General features: G+C 70.1%; 10 protein-coding genes. 6 read left to right on the top strand and 4 right to left on the bottom strand.

The window, feature by feature from the left end; all coding sequences use genetic code 11:
- Positions 1-88: 88 nt before the first annotated feature.
- Positions 89-2,155 carry a methyl-accepting chemotaxis protein gene (locus tag JJQ90_RS01715; protein ID WP_216872739.1) on the bottom strand — a complete coding sequence of 689 codons (2,067 nt, stop codon included), beginning with the start codon at positions 2,153-2,155 and terminating at the stop codon, positions 89-91.
- Between the two features lie 160 nt (positions 2,156-2,315).
- Here JJQ90_RS01715 and JJQ90_RS01710 point away from each other — a divergent pair, with 160 nt between their 5' ends.
- From JJQ90_RS01710 to JJQ90_RS01690, 5 genes are all read left to right on the top strand, one after another.
- Positions 2,316-4,130 (top strand): M3 family oligoendopeptidase, encoded by a 1,815-nt coding sequence (locus tag JJQ90_RS01710; protein WP_329959344.1) that lies wholly within the window; start codon positions 2,316-2,318, stop codon positions 4,128-4,130.
- A 4-nt stretch (positions 4,131-4,134) separates the two neighbouring features.
- Complete coding sequence (locus tag JJQ90_RS01705; RefSeq protein ID WP_216872738.1) at positions 4,135-5,508, top strand: ABC1 kinase family protein; 1,374 nt, start codon at positions 4,135-4,137, stop codon at positions 5,506-5,508.
- 84 nt (positions 5,509-5,592) lie between these two features.
- A complete protein-coding gene (gene dctP, locus JJQ90_RS01700) occupies positions 5,593-6,594 on the top strand; it encodes a TRAP transporter substrate-binding protein DctP (protein ID WP_216872737.1) in 1,002 nt (333 codons plus the stop codon).
- Positions 6,594-7,136, top strand: coding sequence for a TRAP transporter small permease (locus tag JJQ90_RS01695; RefSeq protein ID WP_216872736.1), 543 nt, complete (start codon positions 6,594-6,596; stop codon positions 7,134-7,136). Before dctP ends, JJQ90_RS01695 begins: the two co-directional genes overlap by 1 nt.
- A gap of 169 nt (positions 7,137-7,305) precedes the next feature.
- Positions 7,306-8,586, top strand: a complete 1,281-nt coding sequence (locus JJQ90_RS01690; protein ID WP_216872735.1) for a TRAP transporter large permease — start codon at positions 7,306-7,308, stop codon at positions 8,584-8,586.
- A gap of 13 nt (positions 8,587-8,599) precedes the next feature.
- On the opposite strand, the gene JJQ90_RS01685 is transcribed toward JJQ90_RS01690, so the two are convergent.
- The 3 genes from JJQ90_RS01685 to JJQ90_RS01675 all read right to left on the bottom strand — a co-directional run bounded on the left by JJQ90_RS01685 (position 8,600) and on the right by JJQ90_RS01675 (position 11,559).
- On the bottom strand, positions 8,600-10,144 hold the full coding sequence (locus JJQ90_RS01685; RefSeq protein WP_216872734.1) for an EAL domain-containing protein: 1,545 nt from the start codon (positions 10,142-10,144) through the stop codon (positions 8,600-8,602).
- Positions 10,145-10,313: 169 nt separating this feature from the next.
- On the bottom strand, positions 10,314-10,865 hold the full coding sequence (locus JJQ90_RS01680; protein ID WP_216872733.1) for a carboxymuconolactone decarboxylase family protein: 552 nt from the start codon (positions 10,863-10,865) through the stop codon (positions 10,314-10,316).
- Between the two features lie 118 nt (positions 10,866-10,983).
- Positions 10,984-11,559 (bottom strand): peroxiredoxin, encoded by a 576-nt coding sequence (locus tag JJQ90_RS01675; protein ID WP_216872732.1) that lies wholly within the window; start codon positions 11,557-11,559, stop codon positions 10,984-10,986.
- A 122-nt stretch (positions 11,560-11,681) separates the two neighbouring features.
- Between JJQ90_RS01675 and JJQ90_RS01670 the strand changes: the two genes are divergently transcribed.
- The gene (locus JJQ90_RS01670) at positions 11,682-12,596 is read left to right on the top strand and encodes a hydrogen peroxide-inducible genes activator (RefSeq protein ID WP_216873722.1); all 915 of its coding nucleotides are present in this window, start codon (positions 11,682-11,684) and stop codon (positions 12,594-12,596) included.
- Positions 12,597-12,690 lie beyond the last annotated feature (94 nt).

Raw genomic sequence — 12,690 nt, 5'->3', positions numbered from 1 at the left:
CTCGATGGTCTCCCGGTTCTTGGCGGCATGATGCCATGCGCGCCCACCCCGGGCCAAATGGGGGTGCGGGGGACCGTGGGGGAGGGGATCAGGCGGCGCGCAGCTCCAGCATGAAGCGCGAGACCTCCGCGCGCAGCTTCTCCGCCTGCCGCGACAGCTCGCCGGAGGCTTCGCGCACTTCGCCCGCCGCATGGCCGGTGCGCTCGGCATCGGCGTTCACGCCATTGGCATGATCGGCGGCGGCGGCGGTGCCGCGGGCGGCTTCCGACACCGCCTGGTTGATCGCCTGCGTCGCCTCCGCCTGCTGGGCGGCGGTCTCGGCCACCTGGCTGGTGGCTTCGCCCACGGCGGCGATGATCCGCGCGATGTCGGAAATCGCGGTCACCGTGCGGCCCGTCTCGGCCTGCATGGCGGCGATCTGGCCGCTGATCTCGTCGGTCGCCTTGGCGGTCTGCGCCGCCAGCGCCTTCACCTCCCCGGCCACGACCGCGAAGCCCTTGCCGGCCTCCCCGGCGCGGGCGGCCTCGATGGTGGCGTTGAGCGCCAGCAGGTTGGTCTGGCCTGCGATGGCGGTGATCATCTGCACCACGGCGCCGATCCGGTCGGCGGCGTCGGACAGGCCGCGCACGGTGCGGTCCGCCTCCTGCGCCGCGCCGGTGGCTGCGCGGGCCTGGTCGGCGCCATGGCGGATCTGCTGCGTCACCGCGTTGAAGGAGGCCGCCAGTTCCTCCGCCGCGCCGGCCACCGTCTCGACGCTGCCATTGGCGCGGGAGGCCGCATCGGCCACCGCGGCGGCATGGGCGGTGCCATCGGCGGCGATGCCGGCCATGCTGCGGGCGGTCGCATCCAGCTCGGTGGAGGCCGCGGCCACGGCTTCCAGCATGCTGCCGGCCTGTTCCTCGAACTGCCGCAGCAGCGCATCCACGCGTTCCACCCGGGCCAGGCGCAGGGCCTGTTCCCGCGCACGCGCCTCGGTTTCCGCCACCCGTTCCAGCGAACCGGCGCGCAGCGTCTCCACCGCCTCCGCCATCTCGCCGACCTCGTCGCTGCGGCCACGGCCCGGCACGGCGACCGTCAGCTCACCTGCGGCGATGCGACCGACGCTGGCGGTCAGCGCGCGGATCGGGGCGACCAGCCGGCGCAGCAGCAGCACCGCGCCGCCGAGCGCGGCGACGAAACAGAGTCCGGCGAGGCCCAGCGCCAGGGCCAGCCCGGCTTGCGCTTGGGCGATGGCGCGGTCGGCGCTGGCCGCCGCCTCATCCAGCGCGGCGTCGCGCAGTGCCAGGATCTCGGCCTGCGCCGGGCGCGACCAGGTCCGGAACTCGGCGAAGCTGGTGGTCCAGGCGGTGTCCGGCGCGGTCAGGCGCAGGCGGGCGGTTTCCACCTGCTTGCGCCAATGCGGCTCGTTCCGCGCCACGAAGCTCTGCTTCTGTTCGGCCAGCGCGGCCTCCAGCGCGGTGGAGGCGGGGCTCGCCGCCAGCAGCCGCTGCACGGAGCTCCAGGCCTGCGCCACACCGGCCGTCAGGGCTTCGGCCGTCTGCACCGCCTGCGGTGTCACCGCCGAGCCGCTGAGCCAGGTGGAGATCAGCGCGTTGCGGCGCCCGGCCTGGTCGCGCATGTCCATCACGGTGGAGGAAGCCTCGATCAGCAGCGCCAGTTCCGGCGCGGTGCGGGCGACATCCCGTGCGGCGGCGGCGGAAACTCCGAGCAGCGTCGCCACTGCGGCGTTGCGCGCGGCGGTGCCGGCGGCGGGCAGGCTGGCATCACGGCGATCCGGCGCCAGCGCCAGGGCCTGGTCGACCCGGCCGCGGAAGGCGGTGAGCTGCCCTGCCACCTGGCGCACCGCTTCGGCGTCCAGCCCGGCGCGGTCGGCGCTGGCGATGCTGGCCTCCAGAAGCCGGATGGTCGCGGCGGCGTCGCCGGCCACCTGGGCGCGGTCGGGATTGGGCTGGCGCAGCACGCTGCTGTAGCCGCCGACCTCCACTGCCACGGCGCTGACCGCGCGCTGGGCGTCGCTCGCCGCCTGCAGGGCCGCGACGGCCTGGGTGATTCGCCCGAGATCCCGCGCCGCCCCCGTCGCCAGCCAGAGCGAGGCGACAAGCCCCGGGATCGCGACCAGGCAGAAGCCCAGGATGAACATGGTGCGGATGCGCATGGATGGTCCTTGGATACTTCGCTGCGTGGGCAGTGGCGGGCATGCCGCCTGGTCGAAGCTTAGCGAACGAAGATTGCCAAATCGGCACCGGCGGGCTGCGGAACGGCAGATTGCGGGGGTGCCCGTTGGCCTCGCGCCCGGCCGGGCTATATGCAGGGACGTGACCCAGAACAGCGCCCCCCACCCCGCCCCCGATCCGGCGCAAGCCGTCGCCCTGCCGCTTCCGGCCTGGGACCTCTCTGATCTGTATGCCGCGCCGGATGATCCGCGCCTGGCCGCCGATCTCGACCGTGCCCAGGCCGAGGCGCGTGCCTTCGAGGCCGCCCATGCCGGCCGCCTTGCCGGGCTGTCCGGCGACGCCCTGGCCAACGCCATCGCGACCTATGAGCGGATCGAGGAAATCCTCGGCCGGGCCATGTCCTATGCCCAGCTTGTCTTCTCCGGCGATGCGCAATCGGCGGAAAACGGCCGCTTCTACCAGACGGTGCAGGAGAAGGTGACGGCGATCAGCAGCCACCTGCTGTTCCTGACGCTGGAGCTGAACCGGCTGGAGGATGCGGCCCTGGCGCCGAAGCTGCGCGATTCGGCGGCGCTGCGCCGCTGGCAGCCCTGGCTGCGCGACCTGCGGGTGTTCCGCCCGCACCAGCTTTCGGACGAGCTGGAAAAGCTGCTGCATGAGAAGGAGGTCACCGGCCGCTCCGCCTGGAACCGCCTGTTCGACGAGACCATCGCCGGCATGCGGGTGCCGGTGGGTGGGGAGGAGCTGACTGTCTCCGCCGCGCTGAACAATCTTTCGTCAGGCGACCGCGCCGCCCGCGCCGCCGCGGCGAAGGGCATCTCGGCCGCCTTCGGCGATCGGGTGCGGCTGTTCTCCCTCATCACCAACACCCTGGCGAAGGACAAGGAGATCATCGACGGCTGGCGCCAGTACAAGCGCCCCACCTCCGCCCGCAACCGCGCCAATATGGTCGAGGATGAGGTGGTGGATGCGCTGGTCTCCGCCGTCTGGACCAGCCTGCCGCGCCTCTCCCACCGCTACTACGCCATGAAAGCGAAGTGGCTGGGGCTGGAGAAGCTCCAGCACTGGGACCGCAACGCGCCGCTGCCCGAGGACAGCGACAGCACCATCCCCTGGCCGGAGGCCGTGGCCCGGGTCCGCGCCGCCTATGGCGCCTTCAGCCCGGAGCTGGAACGCATCGCCGCGCCCTTCTTCGACAAGCCCTGGATCGACGCGGCGCTGCGCCCCGGCAAGGCCAGCGGCGCCTTCGCCCACCCCACCGTGCCCTCCGCCCACCCCTATCTGCTGCTGAATTATCACGGCAAGGCGCGGGACGTGATGACGCTGGCGCATGAGCTGGGGCATGGCGTGCACCAGGTGCTGGCCGCGGACCAGGGCTACCTGATGTCCTCCACGCCGCTGACGCTGGCCGAGACCGCCAGCGTCTTCGGCGAGATGCTGACCTTCCGCGCCGTGCTGGATGCTGAGACCGATCCCCGCAAGCGGCGCATGCTGCTGGCCGGCAAGGTGGAGGACATGCTGAACACCGTCGTCCGCCAGATCGCCTTCTACCGCTTCGAGACGCTGCTGCATGACGAACGCCGCAAGGGTGAGCTCTCGCATGAGCGGATCGGCGAGATCTGGATGCAGATCCAGACCGAGAGCCTGGGCCCGGCCTTCGACTTCACGCCGGATTACAGCGTCTACTGGGCCTATATCCCGCATTTCGTGCACACGCCCTTCTACGTCTATGCCTATGCCTTCGGGGACTGCCTGGTGAATGCGCTTTATGGCGTGTTCCGGGACGGGCATCCGCGCTTCCAGGAGAAGTACCTGGAGATGCTGCGTGCCGGCGGCACCAAGCGGCACCAGGAATTGCTGGCGCCCTTCGGCCTCGACGCCTCCGACCCCGCCTTCTGGAACAAGGGGCTGGACGTGATCTCGGGCTTCATCGATGAACTAGAGAAGGCCACCTGACCGCATGGCCGAGGACGACAAAGGCTCCACCCTGTTCGGCGAGATGCGCCGCATGGTCCGCACCTCCGGCGCCGTCGGCGGCATCGCCGCGCGGGTGGCCGGGGAACGCTTCCTCGGCCTGAAGACCGACAAGGCCGCGCATGCGGATGGCCTGAAGCAGGTCCTCGGCGGGCTGAAGGGGCCGTTGATGAAGGTGGCGCAGTTCCTGGCCACCGTGCCGGATGCGCTGCCGGAGGAATACGCCCAGGAACTGGCGACCCTGCAATCCAATGCCCCGCCGATGGGCTGGGCCTTCGTGCGCCGCCGCATGCAGGGCGAACTCGGCCCCGCTTGGCAGTCCCGCTTCACCACCTTCAGCCAGGAGGCGGTGGCCGCCGCCAGCCTCGGCCAGGTGCATCGCGGCACCTTGCCGGATGGGCGGGACGTGGCCTGCAAGCTGCAATATCCGGACATGCCCAGCATCGTCGAAGCCGATCTGCGGCAGTTGAAGATGGCGCTGAGCCTGTATCGCCGCATGGACAGCACGCTCGACAATGCCGAGGCCTATAACGAGATGTCCGCCCGGCTGCGGGAGGAACTCGACTATGAGCGCGAGGCCAGCCACATGCGGCTTTACGGCGCGATCCTGGCCAATACGCCCGGCGTCACGGTGCCGACCGCGGTGCCGGAGCTGACCACCAAGCGCCTGCTGACCATGTCCTGGCTGGAAGGCCGACCGATTCTCCGCCGGCTGGAGGAAAACCCGCCGGAGGAGGAGCGCAATGCCTATGCCCGCGCCCTGTTCCGCGCTTGGTATGTGCCCTTCTACCGCTACGGCGTGATCCATGGCGACCCGCATCTGGGCAACTACCAGGTGCGCCCGGATGCCGAGGTCGGCTTCGGCGTGAACCTGCTCGATTTCGGCGTCATCCGCATCTTCCCCGCCAGCTTCGTCACCGGCGTGGTGATGCTGTATGAGGCGGTGCGCGACGACGATCGCGAGAAGGCCGCCCATGCCTATGGCATCTGGGGTTTCCGCAACCTCTCCAAGGAAACCATGGAGGTCCTGAACCTCTGGGCGCGCTTCCTGTACGAGCCGCTGGTGGAGGACAAGGTGCGCCCGATCACCCCCTCCGACGACCCCAGCTATGGTCGGAAGATCGCGCAGACGGTGCATGAGGGGCTGAAGCGCACTGGCGGGGTGAAGATCCCCCGCGAATTCCCGCTGATGGACCGCGCCGCGATCGGCCTCGGCAGCGTCTTCTTCCGCCTCAAGGCCCAGGCCAACTGGCACCGGCTGTTCATGGAACTGGTGGAGGACTTCACGGAGGAGGCGGTGGCGGAACGCCAGCGGGCCGCCGTGCTGGCCGCCGGGGTGCCGGACAGCCTGGCGGGCTGAAGGGCCGCGAAGCCTCGCGAATGGTTGACCCGGATCGCGCTCTGCCGCAAAGGTCCGGGCAAATCAACGGAGGAGTTCGCTGCCATGCGTCGCCGCCACCTGCTTGCCGCCGCCCTCGCCACGCCCGCCCTGCCGCGCCTCGCCGCGGCCCAGGCGGCGGTGACCATGCGGCTGTCGCACCAGTTTCCGCCCTCCCACCACAATGCCCGCGTCATCGCCGCCTTCGCCGAGGATGTGAAAGCGCGCAGCAATGGCCAGGTGGATGTGCAGGTCTTCCCGGCGGAACAGCTCGCCAAGGCCGGCGAGAATTTTCCGGGTGTGGCGCGCGGGGCCTTCGAGGCGGCGGCGGCGGTGAACTTCCAGTGGGGCACGACCATCCCCGAGATGAACGCGCCGACGCTGCCCTATCTGTTCACCGATATCGCCCGCATCCGCCGCTTCCCCGGCAGCGACGCCGCGAAGTTCATGGAAGGCCTTCTGGAACGGCGCGCGGTGCGCAACCTGATGTGGCTCTACACGACGCGGCAGAGCATCTTCACCTCCAACCGCAAGCCGATCATCAACCTGGCCGATTTCCAGGGCCTCAAGATCCGCGGGCTGAACGCGCTGACCGACCATGCGCTGTCCGCCGTCGGCGCCGCGCCTTCCGCCATGCCGGGGCCGGAAGTCTCCCAGGCCCTGCAGTCCGGCGTGCTGGATGCCGGGCTGACCGACATCTCCGCCGCCGTGTCGCGCCGCTACTATGAGATCCAGAAGTTCGGCACGGTCGCGCCGTATTTCTCCGTCATCAGCCATGTCTATGTGAATCCGCGCTGGTGGAACGGGCTGAACGCGGCGCACCGCACGGCCATCGAGGCCGCCGCCCGCAAGGCGGAACAGGACCAGATGCAGATCACGGAAGACACCGCGACGGCCGCGCTGGTCACGCTGCGGGAACGCGGCATGACGGTGCATGAGCAGACGCCGGCCGAGGCCGCGACCTGGCAGGCGGCGATGCAGCCGCCCGTCATCACCGCCTTCAACCGCCTGGCGCCGGAGGGCGGCCCGCGCGCCGTCGAACTGCTGCGCGCCATCCCCGCCGCCTGATGCGCGGGCTGGAGCGCGCCGTCGCGCTGGTGGCGCGCTTCGCCGGCGGATTGGGCAGTGTGCTGACCGTGCTCTGCGTGGTGCTGGTCGGCTATGCGGTGGGCATGCGCTACCTGCTCGGCCAGCCGGTGCCCTGGACCGACAAGGTGGCGGGCTGGCTGGTGGTGGGCGTGGTGATGCTGGCCTCGCCGGAGGCGCAGCGCCGCTTCGAGCATATCGGCGTCGATATCGCCCGGAAACGCGCCGGGCCGCGGCTGGCGCGGGTGGTGCATCTGGTGGGCACGCTTTCCGTCGTCGCGGTCGCCGCCGTGCTGCTGGATGCGGGGATCGAGATGGTCTCCTTCAGCCGCATGGTCGGCATGATGACCGATCTCGAAGGCGTACCGGCCTGGTGGGTGCAGGCGCTGCTGCCGGTGGGTGCCGCGCTGCTGCTGCTGGTCGCCGCCTGCCAGTCGCTGCTGCTGCTGCTGGGCCGTGATCCGGCCTATCTTCCGGACGACAAGGACGAGATCCCGCGCGACCCGCTGGCCCGGGCGGAATAGTGCCAAGTCCCGTGGATCGTGACCGATCCACGCCTCAGGCGCCGGCGCCCGCATCCGCGGGCTTGGCTGCGCGGCACAAGCCGCGGCGCCCATTCGGGCGCTCGCCCACCTGCGGCGGGCGCAGGTTGCGATCAATGAGATTCGGGATAGCCAACGGAGTACGAGGCGCGTGACCTTCTTCCTGCTGCTCGGCGCGCTGATCGCCCTGCTCTGGCTCGGCATGCCGATGTTCGCGGCGCTGTTCGTGCTGCCGCTCGCCATCCTGTTCCAGGTCGAGGGCGCGGTGCCGGCGCTGGGCGAGATGGTGGTGGGCAAGCTGGACGGCTATCTGCTGGTGGCCATCCCGCTGTTCATGCTGATGGCGCATGTGATGGTGCGCGGGAAGGTCGTCGACGACCTGTACAACGCCGCCTTCGTGCTGCTGCGGCGGGTGCGGGGTGGCGTGGGTATCGCCACCGTCGCCGCCTGCACCATCTTCGCCGCGATCAGCGGCAGCTCCGTCGCCACTGCGCTGACCATCGGCAAGATCGCGATTCCGCAGATGCTGCGCTACGGCATGTCCCGCAAGGGCGCCTTCGGCGTGGTGGCGGGCGGCGGCACGCTGGGCATCCTGATCCCGCCCTCGGCGCCCATGGTGCTCTATGCCTATGTGACCGAGACCTCGGTCGCCGCGCTGTTCCTGGCCGGGCTGGTTCCTGGCCTGCTGATGGCGCTGATGTTCGCCGCCTATTGCTTCATCACCGAGGGCCGCGCCGTGGTGCCGGCCGATGACCCGCCGCCGGAGGCCGCGCATCTGGCCCTGGCCCGGGCCGGCTGGTCGCTGTCGCTGCCGATCTTCGTGCTGGGCGGCATCTACCTCGGCGTCTTCACGGCCACCGAGGCGGCCGGCACCGGCACGCTCTATGCCCTGTTCATCGCCGCGGTGATCTACCGTACCCTGACCTGGCGTGACCTGGTGCATGGGGTGCAGGAGGCGACGCGGACCTCCGCCATGCTGCTGCTGATCATCGCCGGCGCGGCGATCTATGGCTACATGCTGACCAAGCTGCTGGTCCCGCAGCAGTTGACGCAGCTCGTCGCCGATCTCGGCCTGTCGCGCACCGGCTTCCTGATCGCCATGATGGTGCTGCTGTTCCTGCTGGGGCTGGTGCTGGAGAGCTTTTCCATCATCCTGCTGACCATGCCGGCCATCCTGCCGCTGCTCGACGTGCTCGGCATCGACAAGGTCTGGTACGGCGTGCTGCTGACGCTGAGCCTGGAGATGGCGCTGATCTCCCCACCCGTGGCGCTGAACCTGGTGGTCATCAAGGCCATCACCGGCGCGCCGCTGGGCGAGGTGAATCGTTCCATCCTGCCCTATATGCTGATGCTGGCCTTCGGCACCCTGATGCTGATCGCCTTCCCCGACATCGCGCTGTGGCTGCCGCGTATCTCGGGCTATGGCGGGTAGGGGGAGGGCAGCGCTACAGCGGCCCCGGCTTCCCGAACAGCCAGCCCTGGCCGTAATGCACGCCCAGCGCCTGCATCGCCTGGGCGGCGGCTTCCGTTTCGATACGCTCGGCCACCACCTGGGCGCCGACGGCCAGCGACAGGTCGACCATGGCGGCGACGAAGCTGCGGTCGCGTTCGCTGGTCAGCGCCGCCTGCACATAGCTGCCATCGACCTTCACATAGTCGGTGGGGAAGGCCTTCAGATAGCGGAAGGCGGCGGCGCCTGCGCCGAAATCATCGATGCAGACCGGCACGCCGCGCTTGCGCAAGCCACGCAGCGTGGTGGCGGCGGCTTCCTCATCCTCGATCTCGACGCTTTCCGTCAGCTCCACCATCACCCGCCGGGTGCCGCGCGGGTCGCGGTCCAGCGCCGCCAGCAGCCGCTTGCGAAAGCCGGCTGACTGCACCGAAAGGCCGGACAGATTGAAGGCCACATGCCGGCCCTCCGGCACCGCATGGGCCGCGGCGAGCGCCATGCTGGCCACGGCGAGGTCCAGCTCCTCCGTCAGCCCGATCGTCTCGGCGAGGGAGACGAATTCCTGCGGCCCCTCGCCTGGCGCCAGGGCACCTGGGGCCAAGCGCAGCAGCGCCTCATGGTGATGCACCTGGCGGGTGCCGAGGTCGACGATGGGCTGGAATTCCAGCCGGAAGCGGCGATCCGCGATTATTCGTCGCAGCGCCCCGGCCCGTTCGGTGACCCGTGCCACCACGCCGCCCAGACCCTGGGCGAAGCCGGCATCGCGCAGCCCCGCCGCCCCGAAGCGGGCGAAGGCGCCCAGCCCATGGCGCAGCGCGCGCGCGGCCTGGGAGGCCGTGAGCGCACCGCCCGCCAGCTCGACCTGCGTCACCGACAGCAGCGCCCCGGCCTGTGTCCCCAGAAGCCGCTCCAGCCTCGCCGCCAGGGCGCCGAGATCGGGCAGGGCCTGATCCTCCCCGGCCAGCACACCATAGCGGCCTGGGCCGAGCTGTGCGGCCAGGGCCTCCGCCCCCGCTTCCTCCCGCAGGGCCTGCTCCACGCGTTCCGTCGTGGCCGAACAGATGGCGTTGCCGGTCTCGATGAGTGTGAGGTGTTCGGCCGTCCCGGCGCGCAGTCGCTGCTCAGCCTCCCGCAGCAGGGCGGCAGCGTCGGCGGGGCGGAGATCCGGGGCGGCGGGGAGGGGGGAGAAGGCGAGGCAAAGCCGGGCCGAGGAATCGGAAGACAGGATATGCAGGCCGGAGACCGAGAAGGGCGTGTGGTCGCCATCCGCCAGCCGGAAGGCGGTGGGCGCCAGCCGGCCGCGGCCCGGCAGCATGGCCAGCGCGGTGGCGAACAGGCGCCGATCCTCCGGCGCCACCAGGCGAACCGGGTCGGTGCCCACGAAGCTTTCCGGGGGCTTGCCAAGCCGGGCGCGGAAAGCGCCAGCGGCGAAGCCGATACGGCCGTCCTGCGCCACCTCCACCAGCAAATCCGCCGCGGCGAAAGCGAAGGCAACGAAGCGCTCTCGGTCGCCGAGGATTCGGTGGCGGGCTGGGCTCATGCGCGCAGGTTAGGCGTGCATGCCTTTCCGAAAGGTATGCAGGGCTGCCATGGAAGGCGGCAGCCCTTTCCCGGCTCTGACGGCGGCGATCTGTTCCTGTCTCAGGCGGCGACGATCTCTGCCTGTCTCAGGCGGCGACGGCCTGGTCTCAGGCGGCGACGGCCTGGTCTCAGGCGGCGACGGCCTGGACCCCGCCAGCCAAGGCATCCTCGGCATCCAGCGTCGCGGCGGTGGCATGCACCACGGCGGCGATGCGCACGGCGGCCTGGACCTGTTCCTTGCTCAGCCCGCCATGCAGCACGATCTTCTCATGGCTTTCCATGCACATGCCGCAGCCATTGATGGCGGAGACGGCGAGCGACCACAGCTCGAAATCCACCTTCTCCACGCCCGGCTTGGCCATGACGTTCATGCGCAGCTTCGCCGGCATGCTGGCGTAGTCGCCGCCCACCAGGTGGGTGAAGCGGTAATAGACATTGTTCATGCCCATGATCGCGGCGGCGGCCTTGGCGGCGGTCAGCGCCTCCGGCGAAAGCTGCGGGCCGAATTCGGCGATCAGCGCCGCGGTCAGCTCGGCATTGCGGCTGGCGATGGCGGAAGCAACGAAGGTGCCGGCGCGCTGCTGCTGGTTCAACACCGGCTCGCTGGCCAGGGAGCCGAGGTTCAGCTTCAGGTCCTTGGCATAGTCGGGCAGCCGGCCACGGATGGATTCGAGCGACATGGTGGGGGACCTCATGGGAGGGGGGCACGTGGATTGGAAAGGGGGGCCGGAAGCCCCCCATCCCGCCGTCAGCACCTGCAACCTCGGGGCCTTCCGGCCCCTCGGTCAGCGGCTGAAATCAGGCCGCCTTCTCGAACAGCGCCTGCGGGTTCAGGACGTCCTTGCCCTTCTCCCAGTTGCAGGGGCACAGCTCATCCGTCTGCAACGCGTCGAGCACGCGCAGCACTTCCTGTGGGTTGCGGCCGACATTCAGGCCGTTCACGGCGGCCCACTGGATCGTGCCCTCCGGGTCCACGATGAAGGTCGCGCGCAGCGGCACGCCCTCATTCTTGTCGAGGATGCCGAGCGCCTCGGACAGCTCGCGCTTCGTGTCGGCGAGCATCGGGATCTCGAGGTTGCGGATGTCCTCGTTGTAGACGCGCCAGTTCAGGTGCACGAACTCGCTGTCCGTGGAGGCGCCGTAGAGCACGGTGTCACGGTCGGCGAACTCGCCGTTCAGCTTGCCGAAAGCGGCGATCTCGGTCGGGCAGATGAAGGTGAAGTCCTTCGGCCAGAAGAACACGACCTTCCACTTGCCGGCGTCGGTGGTCTCCGTCACCTCGGTGAAGGACTTGCCCGGGCCCATCAGGCCCTCCTTGCCGCCCTTGACGGCGGTCAGCTTGAAGGCGGGAAACTTATCGCCAACGGTCAGCATGTTCGGCACTCCTCGAGGTTTGGCTATGTCGCGGCGCAGCATACGCCAGAACGACTGTCATATGGCGCAGTGCAGCATCATGTGCCAATGAATAGTTTTCCAGGTTTCAATCGGTTCCATCGATCATGCTCCTGCCCAGCCCGCAACAGCTCCGCTACCTGGTGGCCCTGGCGGATCACGGGCATTTCGGCCGCGCCGCCGCCGCCTGCGCGGTCACGCAATCTACCCTCTCCGCCGGCCTGATCGCGCTGGAACGCCAGCTCGCCGCCGGGCTGCTGGAACGCGGCACGGCCGTGAAGCGCCCCGTCTTCACGCCGCTCGGCCTCGAACTCGTCGCCCGCGCCCGCACCGCCTTGGCGGCGCTGGAAGCGGTGGCGGAGACGGCGGCGATCGCGCGCGACCCACTCTCCGGCCCGCTGCGCCTGGGCATCATCCCCACCATCAGCCCCTTCCTGCTGCCGCGCCTGATGCCCGCCCTGCGCCAGGCCTATCCCCGCCTGCGCCTTTGGCTACGGGAGGATCTGACGGAGCGTCTGGTCGCCGGCCTCGATGCCGGCAAGCTCGACCTTCTGATTCTCGCCCTTCCGGCCGCCGGCAACATGGAAACCCTGCCGCTGGCCGAGGACGCCTTCCACCTGGCCCTGCCGCGCGGCCACCACCTCGCGGCCCGCGACCCGGTGCCCATCTCCGCCCTGTCCGGCGAACGCCTGCTGCTGCTGGAAGACGGCCACTGCCTGCGCGACCACGCCGAAGCCGCCTGCGGCCTGCCCCGCAACCTGGCCGCCACCGCCGAGGAAGGCTTCTCCGCCACCAGCCTCCACACCCTGGTGCAAATGGTCGCCGGCGGCCTGGGCGTCACCTTGCTGCCCCAACTCGCCATCCACGGCGGCATCCTCGGCGACGCCCCCGTCGACATCCGACGCCTCTCCGGCGCCGCCACCCCCGGCCGCATGCTCGCCCTCGCCTGGCGCCCCCGCAGCCCCCGCGCCGCCGAATTTGCCGGACTGGCCCCGACCGTGGCGGTGGCACTGGGGTGATGGCGCTGGGTGGTTCGCAGGGGGACGCTGTCCCCCTGCACCCCCTGCCAAGGGTCAGTGGACCCTTGGAACCCTTTGATTCATGAAGGGAAAT

This window comes from Falsiroseomonas oleicola (assembly GCF_019029495.1).
Lineage (GTDB): Bacteria > Pseudomonadota > Alphaproteobacteria > Acetobacterales > Acetobacteraceae > Falsiroseomonas > Falsiroseomonas oleicola.
Note: the sequence above shows the minus strand (reverse complement) of the source record. Positions and strands in the feature narration are given on the sequence as shown.